General features: G+C 60.7%; 14 protein-coding genes. 8 read left to right on the top strand and 6 right to left on the bottom strand.

Annotation, left to right across the window (positions count from 1 at the left end; translation table 11 throughout):
• Positions 1-15 precede the first annotated feature (15 nt).
• The 4 genes from Q0J75_RS02670 (at position 16) to Q0J75_RS02655 (ending at position 5905) form a co-directional block, all read left to right on the top strand.
• Entirely contained in the window at positions 16-1500 is a 1485-nt protein-coding gene (locus tag Q0J75_RS02670) for a glycoside hydrolase family 32 protein (protein WP_297196533.1), read from the top strand.
• 15 nt (positions 1501-1515) lie between these two features.
• Positions 1516-2475 (top strand): carbohydrate kinase family protein, encoded by a 960-nt coding sequence (locus Q0J75_RS02665; RefSeq protein WP_297196531.1) that lies wholly within the window; start codon positions 1516-1518, stop codon positions 2473-2475.
• Between the two features lie 261 nt (positions 2476-2736).
• Positions 2737-4815 (top strand): elongation factor G, encoded by a 2079-nt coding sequence (locus Q0J75_RS02660; RefSeq protein ID WP_297196529.1) that lies wholly within the window; start codon positions 2737-2739, stop codon positions 4813-4815.
• Between the two features lie 259 nt (positions 4816-5074).
• On the top strand, positions 5075-5905 hold the full coding sequence (locus Q0J75_RS02655; protein ID WP_297196527.1) for a DUF6612 family protein: 831 nt from the start codon (positions 5075-5077) through the stop codon (positions 5903-5905).
• Between the two features lie 91 nt (positions 5906-5996).
• On the opposite strand, the gene Q0J75_RS02650 is transcribed toward Q0J75_RS02655, so the two are convergent.
• Complete coding sequence (locus Q0J75_RS02650) at positions 5997-7481, bottom strand: DUF1846 domain-containing protein (protein WP_297196525.1); 1485 nt, start codon at positions 7479-7481, stop codon at positions 5997-5999.
• Between the two features lie 174 nt (positions 7482-7655).
• On the opposite strand from Q0J75_RS02650, the gene Q0J75_RS02645 reads away from it, so the two are divergent.
• From Q0J75_RS02645 to Q0J75_RS02635, 3 genes are read left to right on the top strand one after another with little or no spacing between them, the layout of a single operon-like run.
• Positions 7656-8021 (top strand): BlaI/MecI/CopY family transcriptional regulator, encoded by a 366-nt coding sequence (locus Q0J75_RS02645; RefSeq protein ID WP_297196523.1) that lies wholly within the window; start codon positions 7656-7658, stop codon positions 8019-8021.
• Positions 8022-8024: 3 nt separating this feature from the next.
• Positions 8025-9935, top strand: coding sequence for a M56 family metallopeptidase (locus Q0J75_RS02640; protein ID WP_297196521.1), 1911 nt, complete (start codon positions 8025-8027; stop codon positions 9933-9935).
• Positions 9932-10468: a hypothetical protein gene (locus Q0J75_RS02635; RefSeq protein WP_297196519.1), complete on the top strand. Its 537-nt coding sequence runs from the start codon at positions 9932-9934 to the stop codon at positions 10466-10468. The genes Q0J75_RS02640 and Q0J75_RS02635 overlap by 4 nt, the downstream gene beginning before the upstream one ends.
• Positions 10469-10690: 222 nt before the next feature.
• On the opposite strand, the gene udk is transcribed toward Q0J75_RS02635, so the two are convergent.
• The 5 genes from udk to selD all read right to left on the bottom strand — a co-directional run bounded on the left by udk (position 10691) and on the right by selD (position 14158).
• On the bottom strand, positions 10691-11308 hold the full coding sequence (gene udk / locus Q0J75_RS02630) for a uridine kinase (RefSeq protein ID WP_297196517.1): 618 nt from the start codon (positions 11306-11308) through the stop codon (positions 10691-10693).
• Positions 11309-11380: 72 nt separating this feature from the next.
• Positions 11381-11641, bottom strand: coding sequence for a DUF3343 domain-containing protein (locus Q0J75_RS02625; RefSeq protein ID WP_297196514.1), 261 nt, complete (start codon positions 11639-11641; stop codon positions 11381-11383).
• Positions 11619-11822 carry a sulfurtransferase TusA family protein gene (locus Q0J75_RS02620; protein WP_087335613.1) on the bottom strand — a complete coding sequence of 68 codons (204 nt, stop codon included), beginning with the start codon at positions 11820-11822 and terminating at the stop codon, positions 11619-11621. Before Q0J75_RS02620 ends, Q0J75_RS02625 begins: the two co-directional genes overlap by 23 nt.
• Positions 11823-11832: 10 nt before the next feature.
• Positions 11833-12897 carry a YedE family putative selenium transporter gene (yedE, locus tag Q0J75_RS02615; RefSeq protein ID WP_297196644.1) on the bottom strand — a complete coding sequence of 355 codons (1065 nt, stop codon included), beginning with the start codon at positions 12895-12897 and terminating at the stop codon, positions 11833-11835.
• 217 nt (positions 12898-13114) lie between these two features.
• Positions 13115-14158, bottom strand: a complete 1044-nt coding sequence (gene selD / locus Q0J75_RS02610) for a selenide, water dikinase SelD (RefSeq protein WP_297196511.1) — start codon at positions 14156-14158, stop codon at positions 13115-13117.
• A gap of 72 nt (positions 14159-14230) precedes the next feature.
• On the opposite strand from selD, the gene Q0J75_RS02605 reads away from it, so the two are divergent.
• Complete coding sequence (locus Q0J75_RS02605; protein ID WP_297196509.1) at positions 14231-15136, top strand: selenium metabolism-associated LysR family transcriptional regulator; 906 nt, start codon at positions 14231-14233, stop codon at positions 15134-15136.
• Positions 15137-15246: the final 110 nt, after the last annotated feature.

Below are 15246 nucleotides of genomic sequence, written 5' to 3'. Positions count from 1 at the left end.
AAAGGATGAGATTCTATGGTTAGCACACAGCTGCAAAAGGCACGAGAGTTTGAAGCCCAGTATGGGCCCCACATCCCGGCGGCGGAGCGCCCCGCGTTCCACGCCACCCCCACCATCGGCTGGATGAACGACCCCAACGGCTTTTCCTTCTACCAAGGAAAGTGCCACCTGTTCTACCAGTACCACCCCTATTCCAATGAGTGGGGCCCCATGCACTGGGGACACCTGACCACAGAGGATTTCATCCACTGGGAGCGGCTGCCCGCCGCCCTGGCCCCCGACCAGCCCTTTGACGCTGCCGGCTGCTTTTCCGGCGGCGCGGTGGAGCTGCCCGACGGGCGGCAGCTGCTGATGTACACCGGCGTGCAGCGGGAGCGGGATGAAGAGGGGTTCCTCCGGGATATCCAGACCCAGTGCGTAGCCATTGGCGATGGATTAAACTACGAGAAGTACGCCCTCAACCCGGTGCTGACCAAAAATGACCTGCCGGAGGGGGGCAGCGCAATAGATTTCCGGGACCCCAAGGTGTGGCAAGCGGCGGACGGAACCTACTATGCCGTTATCGGCAACCGAACTCCCGATGACAGCGGGGCCATTCTCCTCTACCAAAGCAGGGATGCACTGAAGTGGGACTATGTCCGTACCCTGGACGCCTGCCACAATCAGTACGGGAAAATGTGGGAATGTCCTGATTTCTTCCCTCTGGACGGCGGGCAGATCCTTCTTACCAGCCCCCAGGATATGTACCCCATCGGTCTGGAGTTCCACGCGGGCAATAACGCCCTGTGCCTGATTGGAGATTGCGATCCCAAGAGCATGGAGTTTCACCGTCAGACGGTTCAGGCGGTGGATTATGGTCTGGACTTCTATGCACCCCAGACCCTCCTTACCCCGGATGGGCGGCGGGTCATGATCGCCTGGATGCAGAACTGGGCTACGGCGGGAGCCAAACCCGCCCACTGCCGCTGGTTTGGCCAGATGACCCTCCCCCGGGAGCTGTTCCTGCGGAACGGGCGGCTGTGCCAGCGTCCCGTCCGGGAGCTGGAGGCCTGCCGGGGACAGCGGGTGCTTCATCGTGACATTCCGGTCAGCGGGGAGGTCAACCTGCCGGGCATCCAGGGGCGGGTCGTGGATATGACCGTGACCGTCCGGCCCACCGGAGGCGAGATGTACCGCTGGTTCCGCATCCATGTGGCCAAGGACGGCGCCCACGATACCATTATCCGCTATAAGCCCAGCGAAAGCACCCTGAAAATTGACCGCACCCGCAGCGGTCTGCCCCACGATATCGTCCACACCCGCAGCTTCCTGGTGCGGCCTCAGAACGGGGAAGTGAAGCTGCGGATCATTCTGGACCGGTTTAGCGTGGAGGTATTTGTCAACGATGGCGAGCAGGCGGCCAGCTCTGTGATCTATACCCGACAGGAGGCCGACGCCATTACCTTTGAGGCGGACGGTCAGGTCCTGGTGGACGTGGAAAAGTATGACCTTATGGTTTGAGAAGGCGGTGGAAGTGTGAATAAAAACATTGATGTTGCTGCCCTGGGCGAGCTGCTGATTGACTTTACCCACAACGGAGCCAGCGCCCAAGGCAATCCCTTCTATGAAGCCAACCCCGGCGGCGCGCCCTGCAACGTGCTGGCTATGCTGGCCAAGCTGGGCAAGCGGACCGCGTTTATCGGGAAGGTGGGAGACGACCAGTTTGGGCATTTCCTGCGCCAGGTGGGCCTGGAGGCGGGGATCTCCATGGACGGCCTGGTGGTGGATACCCATAGCCATACCACGTTGGCCTTTGTCAAAACCGCGGAAAACGGGGACCGGGACTTCTCCTTTTACCGGGACCCCGGAGCGGACGCCCTCCTCACCCCGGACGAAGTGCCGGAGGATATCATTGCCGGAGCCAAGATCTTCCACTTTGGGTCTTTTTCCCTCACCGGCGAACCTGTGCGCAGCGCTACCCAAAAGGCGGTGGCGCTGGCCCGGTCTGAGGGCTGTATCCTCTCTTTTGACCCCAACCTCCGTCCGCCTCTGTGGGGCAGCCTGGAGCAGGCCAGAGAGCAGATCAACTGGGGGCTTGCACAGTGCGACGTGCTGAAGATCTCCGACGATGAGCTGCTCTTTCTCACCGGGGAGCGCGATTTTAACGCCGGAGCGGCCAAGCTGAACGCTCAATTTCCCAACCTTCAACTGGTCAATGTGACTGCGGGCGCGCAGGGAAGTATTTCCTACTATCAGGGGCTTCGGGTGTTTCAGCCCGGCCTGTCTCTGGGCGGCGTCATCGAGACCACCGGTGCGGGAGATACCTTCTGTGCCTGCGTTCTGAATTTCCTGTTGGAACATGGTCTGGAGCAGCTCACTTCTGAGGACCTTTCCCGGATGCTGCGCTTTGCCAACGCCGCGGCCTATCTGGTCACCACCCGCCGGGGCGCGATCCGCTCTATGCCGGAGCCGGAGCAGGTGCTGGCTTTGTTGTAAGCCCTTTACGTTGCTGCGTCCCCGGAAAGGACGGATTCTGATTGGATTTTACCGCCTGCCTGTGCCCGCAGGCGCGTTTCGGAGCATAGCTGCCGCAACGCCCCACCGCTTGTGCGGTGGGGCGTTGCACTGTTTTACTGGGGAGTTTGCGCGATTTTTCTAAAGTTTTTGTTGTAAGTGCCGGGCGCTTCGTGTATAATGGACAACAGCAGTATTTCTACTGCGGCTCGCGATTCCAAATGTAAGGAGAGGAAACAAACTATGAGCTATTCCGTACAAAATATCCGCAACGTATGTCTGCTGGGACACGGTGGCAACGGAAAGACCTCCCTGGCGGAAAGCATGCTGTATTTGACCGGTGGCACCCCCCGGCTGGGCAATCCCGCCGACGGCAACACCGTTTGTGATTATGATCCCGAAGAGACCCGCCGTCAGATTTCCATCTCCACCGCGGTGGCCCCCATTGAGTACAACGGCTGTAAGATCAATGTGCTGGACACCCCGGGTTATTTCGACTTCTCCGGTGAGGTGGTGGAGGCCCTTCAGGTGTCCGACGCCGCCATCATCGTCTGCTCCGCCAAGGGCGGTATGAGCGTGGGCGCTGAAAAGGCGTGGAAGCTGTGCCAGCAGCGCAAGCTGCCCCGGCTGCTCTACATCTCCAAGACCGACGAGGACAATTCCGACTACAACGCCGCCTTTGACACCCTGCGGGAGCGCTTCGGAAAGAACATCGCCCCCGTGGTGGCCCCTATCTGGGACGCCGACAAAAAGGTCATCGGCTTTATCGACGTACTCCATAAGCGTGCCTTTGAGGCCGGCCCCAAGGGCGAGCGCGTGGAGATCGACGTGCCCGAGGAGAAGCTGCCGGTGCTGGACGAGCTGTATGACGCGCTGAAGGAATCCGTGGCCGAGACCAGCGAGGAGCTGATGGACAAGTACTTCTCCGGCGAGGACTTCACCTATGCCGAGATGATCCAGGGCCTGCGCCAGGGCGTCAAGGACCTGTCCCTCTTCCCTGTGGTGTGTGGCTCCGCCATCACCGGCCTGGGCACCCGTATGCTGCTGGACATCATCGTGGAGCTGCTGCCCTCTCCCCTGGAGGGCCGCCCCCTTATGGGTGAGAATGAGAAGGGTGAGCTGGATGAGTTCGTGGCCTTCCCCGGCGCTCTGCCCTGCGCCCTGGTGTGGAAGACTGTTTCCGACCAGTACGGCAAGTATTCCTATGTGAAGGTGCTCTCCGGCAACTTGAAGCCCGATATGCAGATGGTCAACTCCCGTACCGGCGCCACTGAAAAGCTGGGCCGCCTGTACGTCATGAAGGGCAAGAAGGCCGAGGAGGTCAAGGAGCTGGAGTGCGGCGACATCGGCGCCATCGGCAAGATGGACAAGGTCAAGACCGGCGATACCCTGTCCGATCCCCGTAAGGTGGTCAAGATCGAGCCCATCCCCTTCCCCGAGCCCTGCTATTCCGTGGCCATCTCCCCCAAGACTAAGGGCCAGGAGGACAAGATTGCCGCCGGCCTCACCCGCCTCAACGAGGAGGATCTGACCTTCAACTGGGTAAACAACGCCGAGACCCATCAGATGGTGGTCTCCGGCACCGGCGATATGCAGATGGACGTTATCGTTTCCCGGCTGAAGAGCCGCTTCGGCGTGGATGCCGAGCTGTCCGAGCCCCGTGTGGCCTACCGGGAGAAGATCCGCAAGAAGGTGGAGGTCCAGGGCCGCCACAAGAAGCAGACCGGCGGCCACGGCCAGTTCGGCGACGTGTGGATGCGCTTTGAGCCCGGCGACACCGAGGAGCTCCAGTTCTGCGAGGAGGTCGTGGGCGGCGCTGTGCCCAAGAACTACTTCCCCGCAGTGGAAAAGGGTATGAGGGAGGCCGTGGTCCACGGCGTGCTGGCGGGCTATCCCGTGGTGTATCTGAAGGCCACCCTGTTTGACGGCTCCTACCATCCGGTGGACTCCTCCGAAATGGCCTTCAAGACTGCCGTGCAGCTGGCCTACAAGGCCGGTATGCCCCAGGCCAGCCCTGTGCTGCTGGAGCCCATCGGCGAGCTGAAGGTTACCATCCCCGACAGCTACATGGGCGACGTCATCGGCGATCTGAACAAGCGCCGTGGCCGGGTCATGGGTATGAATCCCGACGGCGACGGCAACCAGGTGGTGGAGGCCGAGGTGCCCATGGCGGAGATGAGCCGCTATGCCATTGACCTGCGGTCCATGACCCAGGGCAGAGGCTCCTTCACCTTCCACTTTGTCCGCTATGAGGACGCGCCCCCCGCCGCTCAGGAGAAGGCCATCGAGGCCGCCAAGGCGATGCAGGAAGAGGCAGACTAACAGAATACGCAAGGGCCGGGCTGATCTCAGCCCGGCTCGTTTTTTGTGGCGTGGGGGGCAGCGTCCTCGGCCAAGCGTTTTGGGCTTTGGCCCAAAACCTTGATGCCGGGGAGTTTTTTTCAGTGGAAGATAAACTTTTTTCTATTTCAGAAAACCTTCAGAAAAAACACAAGACAAATGATCGTTTGTATGGTAAACTTACGATACCTACCCCGCCGGTAGGAAACGGCGGGATGGAAGAAAGAAGGAGGTACATCCAATGAAATTTGGAAGAAGAGCAGCGGCCCTTACGCTGGGGGGACTTTTGGCCCTCTCCGTCACTGCCTGCGGCGGTACCACCAACAAAGGCAATTCCGCAGAGAAGATCCAGGCTGCCCTGGAAAAGATCAACGCCATACAGAGTATGGATGCCACCATGTTTATGGAAATGGATATGTCGGCCATGGGACAGAGTATCGAGACAGATACCACCATGAATATGTCCTGCTTCAACGACCCCATGAAGCTGAAGGCCGATATGACCGTGAGCATGGGAGAGCTGGGTGCTGTGTCTATGAGCGTTTACGCGCAGCAGGACGGGGAGCAGTGCAGCACCTATCTGTATGACGGCACCAGCTGGACGGTGCAGACCATGGAGATTGACGATTTGCAGCAGTATGACGCCCAGCAGAGCATGGACCTCTATCTGGAGAGCGGGGTTGACTATGCCTATGAGGGTACTGAGGAGATCAACGGTATGACCACCGACAAGTACTCCGGCGTCATCCGGGGAGATGCCATGGAGGAAGTGATGAAGGCCAGCGGCGCCACCTCCAACCTGGAGTCCAGCCTGGGCAGCTCTGTGGATCTGAGCGATCTGTACAGCGATATGGAGGATATGCCCATCACCGTGTGGATCGACCAGGAGACCGGCTATCCGGTGCGCTACTACATGGACATGACCGACGTGATGCAGGCCATGATGACCAAGATGTTCTCCAGCATGGGGGCAGGCAGCATTACCATTGGCAAGATGCAGATCACCATGGATTGCTTCAACTTTGACAATGTGGCTGACTTTGAGATCCCGGCGGAGGCGCTGGCAGCCTGAGACAGAGACGAAAAAATGGACGCGGCAAAAAAGGCCGCGTCCATTTTTTATGGTCAAATAAAATACAAAATGTAGTGAAAAAACTAAAAAATTACTTATGGTACAGCTTATTGGTCTCATACTGGGGCTCACAGGTAAGGCGGAGGCCCAGGCGGCTGTAAGTGCTCGAGTCCACCGGGGAGAGAATGACAGAGGAGTGGGCTTCGCATCCCCGCAGGGCGGAGAGCTGATCCAGGGCCTGCTTGGCCAGCGGATTGGTGGTGGCGGAGATGGCCAGGGCGATGAGGATCTCATCGGAATGGAGCCGGGGATTTACCGAGCCAAGGTGGTGGACCTTTACCTGCTGAATGGGCTCCAGGGCCTCCCGGGAGATCAAATGGTGTTCATGGTCGATGCCGGCCAGCCGCTTCAAAGCGTTGAGCAGGGTGGAGGAGGAGGCCCCCATCAGATCGGTGGTCTTGCCGGTGACCACCTCGCCGTCAGGCAGCTCGATGGCTCCGGCGGGATTGCCGGTCTCTTCGGCCACCTGGGCGGCGGCGGCCACCACAGACCGGATGGAGGTGTCCACATGGGCCTGCTGCATTACCAGCTCCAGCTTGTACACCAGTTCGTTGTCGGCAACCCCCACCCGGCGGTCACACAGGGCGGCATAGTACCGGCGGACGATCTCCTGCCGGGCAGCGGCACACACCGCCTCGTCGTCCACGATGCACTTGCCCGCCATATTCACCCCCATGTCGGTGGGAGACTTGTAGGGGCACTCTCCCATGATCTTTTCAAACATGGCGGACAGGACAGGGAAGATCTCCACATCCCGGTTGTAGTTCACCGTGGTCACATTGTAGGCGGCCAGGTGGAAGGGGTCGATCATGTTCACATCCCCCAGGTCGGCGGTGGCCGCCTCATAGGCCAGGTTCACCGGGTGCTGAAGGGGCAGATTCCAGATGGGGAAGGTCTCAAATTTGGCATAGCCCGCCTTGATTCCCCGCTTGTACTCGTGGTACAGCTGGGACAGACATACCGCCATCTTGCCGCTGCCGGGGCCGGGGGCGGTGACCACCACCAGGGGCCGGGTGGTCTCGATATAGTCGTTTTTGCCATAGCCCTCGTCGCTGACGATGAGGGTGGTGTTGTGGGGGTAGCCGGCGATGGGGTAGTGGAGGTAGGTTTTTACGCCTAAATGCTCCATACGACGCTGGAAGGCGTCGGCGGCGGGCTGACCGGCATACTGGGTGACTACCACGCTGCCCACCAGCAGGCCCTGGCTGCGGAAGGCGTCGATCAGCCGCAGCACGTCCACGTCGTAGGTGATGCCCAGGTCCCCACGGACCTTGTTTTTCTCAATATCGTTGGCGCAGATGGCAATCACCACCTCCACCGAGTCCCGCAGCTCCTTGAGCATACGGATCTTGCTGTCCGGCTCAAATCCCGGCAGCACCCGGGAGGCGTGGTAGTCGTCAAAGAGCTTGCCGCCAAACTCCAGGTAGAGCTTATTGTCGAACTGGCGGATCCGCTCCCGGATGTGCGCCGATTGGAGCTCCAGATATTGCTGATTGTCAAACCCGATTTTGTCCATGTCCGGTCTCCGTCCCTTCTCACGAATTGAATTCATTCAACGGCTATTGTACCACAATTCAGGGCGGGTCTGTAGGTCTTTTTCAGCTTTGCGGAAAATTTGGCGAAAGTGTTGACATTATTCTCCTACAGCTGTAGTATCTATGTGGATACTACAGCTGTAGGAGGGGTGGTTATGAAGCTGAGCGATAAGGAGTGGCGGGTGCTGGAGGCCCTGTGGAGCGCCCCGGAGGGGCTGACCCTGGGGGCGGCGGTGGAGGCCCTGCGTCCCGTCACCGGCTGGAGCCGCAATACAGTGCTTACCTACCTGACCCGGATGGAGGCCAAGGGGCTGGTGGCCATTGACAAGGCAGACACCCCCCACCGCTATCGGGCGGGGGTAGACCGGGAAGCCTGCGCCGCCGCCGAGCGGCGGGGCCTGCTGGAGCGGGTGTATCAGGGCTCGGCGGGCAAGCTGGTGGCCGCCTTTCTGAAAGAGGAGAAGCTCACCCCCCAGGAGCGGGCCGAGCTGAAACAGATGCTGGACGATATGGAGGTATGACCCGTGGACAACATCTGGGCCTTTTTGGAGCAGACTCTCACCGCCACAGTGGCGGCGGTTCTGCTGCTGGTCACCAAACGGCTTTTTCTGGATAAGCTGTCCCCCCGGTGGCAGTATGGGGTATGGGCCATTCTGGCTTTGCGGGTGCTGCTGCCCACCGGGCTGCTGGGGCGGGCGCTGATCCCCGGCGGCCAGGTGGTTTTGGAGGCGGCCAAAGCCTGGGTGGAGCGGGGGCTGTCCTCTGCTCTTACCGACCCCTACGGCATCACACAGGTGACGGCCCCCATTCCGCTGGTCCGCCTTGTGGGGCCAAACAGCGTCACCGACCTGCTTTTCTTGCTCTACGCCGCCGGGGTGGCGGCACTGCTGCTGTGGTTCGGGCTGGCCTATCTGGCCCTGCGGCGGCGGGTGGCCCGGGGCGGTATGCCCAGTCCGGCGGTGCTGGATCAGCTCCGGCGGGTAGCCGGTCAATATGGGCTGAACCTTCCCCGCCGGGTGGTGGTGCTGACTGAGGCGGAGAGCGCCTTTGTGTGCGGGCCGCTGTCCCCCGTGCTGGTGCTTCCGGACCGGGCGGTGGACGACAAGGTGCTCCTCCACGAGCTGCTCCACCTGAAATATGGCGATCTGTGGGCCGGGGTGGGGATGTGTGTGCTGCGGTGCCTCCACTGGTGCAATCCTGTGCTGTGGTATTGCTGGAACCTGGCCCAGAACGACTGCGAGGCCCTGTGTGACCAGCGGGTGCTGGAGCGGCTGGAGGGAGAGGACCGGCGGGCATACGGCGTGATTCTGCTGTCCATGGCGGACCACCGGTATGCCCGGGCTCCCGGTACCACCTCCATGGCCAACGGAGGGCGCAATATCAAGGCCCGCATTGGGGCCATTGCCCGCTTCAAGCGCTATCCCAAAGGGATGGCCCTGGCCTCTGGCTGTGTGGCGCTGGTGCTGGCGGCGGCCTGTCTGGTGGGGACCAGCGGGGCGGCTGCGGTGCCCGCCTATGACGAGCGGGGAGAGCTGGCCCTGGCCAAGGCCCAGCTGAACCGGCCCACCACCGTGGCTGGGGCGCTGGATACCTATGCCCAGGCGGTGCTGTGCGACAGCCCGGTGTATTATGCCATGGTGGCCCCGGAGGGGGACCGGCAGCAGGCACAGCAGCAGGCCACACAGCCCTTTGAAGAGGCCGATCTGTACAGCTCTCCCTTCTGGGAACTGGGTTTTACCTGGTCCCGTCCGGCCTGGCAGGCGGAGTGGTCGGTGATGAACCTGATGGCCGATGGAACGGGCGGCTATACTGGCACCCTGTTCTTCATACCTCTGAACGGACATGATACCATGGGGGTGGTGGTCCAGCAGGTAGCGGTACGGCCCGAAGGAATGTTCTGGACGGTGGAACGGCTTGGAAAGTTAGAGCCCTGGGTAAGGGATGACCTATGGCTCTGCCCCAGTTCCAAGGCCCCTTATACCACCTATGTGGCGGAGGCGGCTGGCCTACGGGTGGAGGTGGATTTTCAGTGCCGGCTGTGGGTGGAGCACCAGAAGGTGCAGGATGAGGGGATGTTCCAGCTATACAGCGGTGGCGTAGATTTTACACCCAATCCCCATGGGATATTTGCGGAGGTATGCACCGGGATCGGCGCCCGGGTCTGTTCGACTGAAACGGGGGATACTCTGGACTTGACGCTGAAAGCGGCTCTTATGGGGGAAACGGGAGACCCGGCCCAGGCTTTGGAGGAATCTCAGTACTGCTTTACCCTGAGTACCGGCGGCCTGGACGACGATGTGGTCCAGGTGTCCACCGGCACTTACAGTGGTGACGGCATGAGCCTGACCGCCATGCCCGCCGCTCTGGCGGTGCAGTTTGCCTATGAGGGCCAGACCCATACCTGTGTGGCCCTGCCAGAGGAGGTGAGTCCATGAGTAATGCCTATCGGGGCTTAACCAAAATTGCCTGGGGCTATGTGTTTCTCCACTTCAACCTGAACCTGGGAACCTTAAATGTGCTGCCCAACTGGGCGGGTTATCTGCTCTTTTTCTCTGCTATCCAACTGCTGGGGGAGGACTTGCGGGATTTGCCTCTGCTCAAGCCCTTCTGCATCCTGCTGGGGACGGCGGAGGTAATAGAATGGCTGGCGGTGCTGGTCACCGGGGAGACGGTGTTGGAGCGGTTTTTCCTGCTCCACATCCTGGTGACCTGTATCAATCTCTATTTCCACTTTCAACTGCTCACCGACCTGATCTTGCTGGCGGAGGGGCAGGGCGTCAGCGGGATGCACCTGCGGATGTGCCGCAATGTAAATGTGGTGCTGGGTACTCTGATGGCCCTGCCGCTGCCCTGGTCGGACTGGGGGGTGCCCGGTCTGGCGGCGGTGGTGCTGATGCTGGTGCTGTGGATCATTATTACAGTAATCCTCATCTGGCAGCTGTTCCAACTGCGGAAAGTATTTCCTTAAAAAGGCGACCCTAAATGGACGCCTCAGCTTGTCGAAAAACCTTCCTACAAAGAAGCTGTGCAGAGTTCTGCCACCATCTCCGCACTAAGAGCCGCCGCAATGCGGCGGTTGCGATCGGAAATGCGCCTGCGGGCGCAGGCAGGCGGCGGAATCAAATTGAAATCTGTTGTTTAAAAAACGGGGCTGCCGCATGATTGCGGCAGCCCCGTTCTGATTCCAAATTCAATCCAGTGTGATATGGCTGCGGATACGCCCGATAATCATCTCCATAGCCACCTGATTTTTGCCCCCCTCGGGCACAATCAAATCAGCGTACCGCTTGGAGGGTTCCACGAACTGCTCGTGCATGGGTTTCACTGTAGTGAGATATTGCTGCACCACCGAGTCCAGAGAGCGACCCCGCTTCTTTACGTCCCGGAGAATACGACGCAGGATACGCACATCGGCGTCGGTATCCACAAAGAGCTTGATGTCCATCCGCTCCCGCAGGGCGGGCTCCACAAAGATGAGGATACCCTCCACCAGAATTACCTTGGCGGGGCGCACCTCCACCGTCTCGGCAGCCCGGTTGTGCATAGTGTAATCATAGGTGGGGCTGTACACAGTCTCCCCCCGGCGCAGGGCATCCAGATCGTCCACCAGGCGCTGGGTGTCAAAGGCGTCCGGGTGGTCGTAGTTCAGCTTGCACCGCTCCTCATAGGGCATTTCGTCGTGCTGCTTGTAGTAGTTGTCGTGGTACAGGATGGAGACTGCGTCCCCAAAGCGTTCCTTCAGCCCCAGGGTCAGGGTGGTTTTGCCCGAGCCGGTACCCCCGGCAATGCCGATAATCATGGTGTCCATATCTGTCCGCCCCCCGTTTTTCTTCAGTATAGCATAATTCCCCCGGATGGTACAGGCCATCCGGGGGAATTATCAAGTTTCCTCGTTTTCAAAGAGCAGCTGGTAGGTCTCCCCCTCGCGGAGGTACACCCCGTCCAGGTCTTCGTCGGCCCAGGCTGGGTCAAAGGGCAGGAAAAACTTGACGCAGGTGCCGCAGGAGGCAGACAGCTTGCGGGGCACCGGCATCATCACTGCCCTGTCCCCCAGGGCCTTCAGCTTCTTGTGAAAGCTGAGGGCCCCGAAGTGGGTGTGGAAGGTGGCGATGTGCTCTTTACTTGGTGATGGTGAGCTCATAGTCCTCGCCTACCTCTTTCCAGGTCACCTGGTAACCGTTGTTGGCGGCAAACCGGCGCACATTCTGGAGCGGGGTCTCATTGTCCACCAGCACCACCAGGGGGGTGCCGTTTTTCAGGGCATTTTTGGTCATGAGCACCGGCTCGGGGCAGGAATACCCTCTGGCGTCCACTTGATTCATATCGTTCACCTCACGCTTTCTTGGTGTTGCCTACGCCGATGACGCAGACCAGGACCAGACCGATGATAACGGCTACCTTACCGGCAAAGCTGGGGCCGTCAGTGGAGGAGGCCAGGCCGAAGTTGTGGCAGAAGGCGGCGCCCACCACCATGCCCAGCACGGCTACGGAGGAGTCGCTGTTGCCGCTGCCGGAGAGAATGAGCTGGCGCAGGGGACAGCCGCCCAGCAGGACGGAGCCCAGACCCACCAGCACCATGCCCAGCAGGTTCCACAGCCCGTCGGTGTGGGCCACGGCCTGACCGGCAAAGCCGGGGGTAAAGCCGCCCTTGAGGCCCATGGCCCCCACGATGAGGTTGCCCACCAGCACTGCCACGAAGATGGCCACAAAGCCCATCAGCAGGTGGAAGTCGCGGAGCATCATGGCATCCCGGATACCGCCGGCCATGCACAGGCGGCTGCGCTGGGCGATGGCGCCCACCACCAAACCGACAACGAGGGCGGCGGCGATGGGGGCCCGCATGGAGCCGGGGCCCTCGGTGGAGAAGAAGATGAAGGCGGGGGCGGCGATCACCAGGGTCAGCAGGCCCACACCCACGGCAGGCATGAGTAAGCCCTCAATCTTGGGCTGGGGCTGGGACTTCTTGAGGGAGAAGCCCTTCTTCAAAAACAGGGTGCCCACGAAAATACCGATGATGAAGCCGATGAGACCCAGAATGGCGTTTCCATCGCCGCCGCCCAGGCGGATGACCATCCGCAGGGGGCAGCCCAGGAACATGAGGGCGCCCACCATGACGCAGAAACCCAGCACGAACCGGGTCATGGGGGAGGAGCCGCCCCGTACCTTGAATTCCTTGCCCGCCAGAGCCATAATCAGGGCGCCCAGTACCAGGCCGATGATCTCGGGACGGATATACTGCACGATAGGGGCCTGGTGCAGCCCCACGCCGCCAGCGATGTCCCGGAGGAAGCAGGCGATACAGAAGCCCATATTGACCGGGTTGCCCAGAGCGACCAGCACCACCGAGGCGATGCCTACCACCAACCCGGCCAGAATGACCGGCAGGTGCTCTCTCACTTTTGTCACACACAACACCTCTCAAAAAATTTTAGGAAAGCAAATAAATCTTTCTCTGCTCTGATTATAGTCCGGGTTGGTGAAAAACTGAAATATAGATTCTCTATACTTTTAATATATTTTATAGGAAAAATCAATAAAGTGTGGTATGCTGGAGGGGAAGAACGGCACAAAAAGGGGCGCGCCGCAGCTTGCGGCGCGCCCGTTGTCCGGTATCTTATGGCTTGATGTGGACCAACTTTTCTCTCCGGGAGACCACTGCGCCCACCGCGGCGGCGGGGACGCCGGCGTCGGTGAGGCGGGTCAGCAGCTCTTGTAGCTTGCCCTCGGGCACGCTGAGCAGCAGTCCGCCGGCGGTCTGGGGGTCATAGAGGCAGTCCAGCACTTCCCGGGGGACAGCGGAGTCCTCCAGGGTGTCATTGGCGGTAAAATCCATGTTTCGGTAGGCCCCGGCGGGGATAATGCCGTCCCGGGCCAGCTCCAGCGCCTTGGGCACAATGGGGATTTTGCCCGCCCACAGCTCTATGGTGCTGCCGCAGCCCTCCGCCATCTCCTTCACATGGCCCACCAGGCCAAAGCCGGTGACGTCGGTGCAGGCGCTGAGGGCGATGGGCCCCACGGCCTGGGCGGCGTACTTGTTGAGGGTGGTCATCAGCTCCACCATCTGCTTGTACGCCTTCTCTTCCAGCAGCTCCGCCTTGGCGGCGGTGGAGAGGATACCGGTGCCCAATGGCTTGGTGAGCACCAGAATGTCCCCCTCTTTGGCCCCGCTGTTGGTGAGGATGCGGCTGGGGTGGACCAGTCCGGTGACGCACAGGCCGTACTTGGGTTCCTGGTCCTCGATGCTGTGGCCACCCGCAATGACCGCCCCCGCCTCCACCACCTTGGAGGCACCGCCAGCCAGAATATCCCCCACCGCCTCCACCGGCAGGCAGGAGGGGAAGGCCAGCAGGTTCATGGCCAGCGTAGGCTGGCCGCCCATGGCGTATACGTCGGAAAGGGCGTTGGTGGCGGCGATCTGCCCAAAGGTATAGGGGTCGTCCACCACCGGCGGGAAAAAGTCTACCGTCTGGATCATAGCCACGTCGTCGCTGACCTTATAGACGGCGGCGTCGTCGCTGGAGTCATAGCCTACCAGCAGGTTGGGGTCTGCCGTCTTCGGCAGGCCGGACAATACATTCCTTAGGACGCCCGGTCCTATCTTGGCCCCTCACCCACCGGCCGTGGTCATGGCGGTCAGGCGCAGCTTTTCATACGGCATCTCATCACCCCCTGTTGGTTTGATACTGACAGTGTACCCCATTGAAAGAAAAAAAGCAATCGGAGGTCAGTCATGCAGCTGAAACAACTGGAGATTTTTGTCCAGGTGGCCCGTCTGCGCAGCTTTTCCAAGGCGGCGGAGGCCCTCTACCTCACCCAGCCCACCGTCAGCGCCCATGTAGCCGCCCTGGAGGACGAGCTGGGAACCCAGCTGGTGGTCCGCTCCACCAAGGAGCTGCGGCTCACCGCCGCCGGCCGGGTGCTGGGTCGATACGCCGCCGAGATTTTGGGGCTGTGCCAGCGGGCGGCTCAGGATGTGCGCACCGCCGCCTCCTCCATCTCGGGCACTCTGTCCATTGCCGCCTCTACGGTGCCCTCTCAGTATCTGCTGCCCCAGGTGCTCCCTCTGCTGCGGCAGCGATACCCGGAGGTGTTTTTCCAGATTCGCCAGGGGGACAGCAGCCAGGTGACCCAGTGGATGGCGGAAAATGGGGCGGAGCTGGGCCTGGCGGGGGCGCCGGTGCAGCGGACGGGGCTGCTGTGCGTCCCTTTCCTCACCGAGCAGCTGGTGATCGCCACCCCCAATACCCCGGAGTACCGGGCCTTAAACGGCCAGATGACCCCGGAGGCGCTCAGAAAATCCCCCTTTTTGGTACGGGAGCCGGGCTCAGGCACCCGCAAGCAGGCTGAACAGTACCTGAAGGGGATGGGTCTGGATCCTAAAAGCCTTACCCTGGCTGCCCAGCTGGAGAGCACCGAGAGCATCCTCCAGGGGGTGAAAAACGGACTGGGGGTGTCCATTCTGTCAGGCTGTGCCGCCCGGGAGGGGGCGGAGACGGGAAAAATCCTGATTTTTGCCCCGGAGAGCCCCCTGCTGGAGCGGCAGTTCTACCTGCTCTACCGCCGGTCCAGCCCCCTGTCCCCGGCGGCGGCCATGCTGGTGGAGGAATTGCTCTGTTTTTATCAGGACAGAATATAAGGGGACGGATATAAAAAAGAAACGCTGTGACTTGCCTCCTAATAAGAAAACATGAGATAGTCCAGTAAAATCAATGTTTTCAGAGGCAAGGAACACGATGTGAAGTCAAA

The organism is uncultured Flavonifractor sp. (genome assembly GCF_944385615.1).
Classification (GTDB): Bacteria; Bacillota; Clostridia; order Oscillospirales; family Oscillospiraceae; genus Flavonifractor.
Note: the sequence above shows the minus strand (reverse complement) of the source record. Positions and strands in the feature narration are given on the sequence as shown.

Coding starts and splice junctions, on each gene's coding strand:
- Q0J75_RS02605 (WP_297196509.1), top strand. CDS start 14,231: ATGCAGCTGAAACAACTGGAGATTTTTGTCCAGGTGGCCCGTCTGCGC.
- Q0J75_RS02625 (WP_297196514.1), bottom strand. CDS start 11,641: ATGAGCTCACCATCACCAAGTAAAGAGCACATCGCCACCTTCCACACC.
- Q0J75_RS02620 (WP_087335613.1), bottom strand. CDS start 11,822: ATGAATCAAGTGGACGCCAGAGGGTATTCCTGCCCCGAGCCGGTGCTC.
- Q0J75_RS02650 (WP_297196525.1), bottom strand. CDS start 7,481: ATGGACAAAATCGGGTTTGACAATCAGCAATATCTGGAGCTCCAATCG.
- Q0J75_RS02670 (WP_297196533.1), top strand. CDS start 16: ATGGTTAGCACACAGCTGCAAAAGGCACGAGAGTTTGAAGCCCAGTAT.
- Q0J75_RS02645 (WP_297196523.1), top strand. CDS start 7,656: ATGAAGCTGAGCGATAAGGAGTGGCGGGTGCTGGAGGCCCTGTGGAGC.
- Q0J75_RS02655 (WP_297196527.1), top strand. CDS start 5,075: ATGAAATTTGGAAGAAGAGCAGCGGCCCTTACGCTGGGGGGACTTTTG.
- udk (WP_297196517.1), bottom strand. CDS start 11,308: ATGGACACCATGATTATCGGCATTGCCGGGGGTACCGGCTCGGGCAAA.
- Q0J75_RS02635 (WP_297196519.1), top strand. CDS start 9,932: ATGAGTAATGCCTATCGGGGCTTAACCAAAATTGCCTGGGGCTATGTG.
- Q0J75_RS02660 (WP_297196529.1), top strand. CDS start 2,737: ATGAGCTATTCCGTACAAAATATCCGCAACGTATGTCTGCTGGGACAC.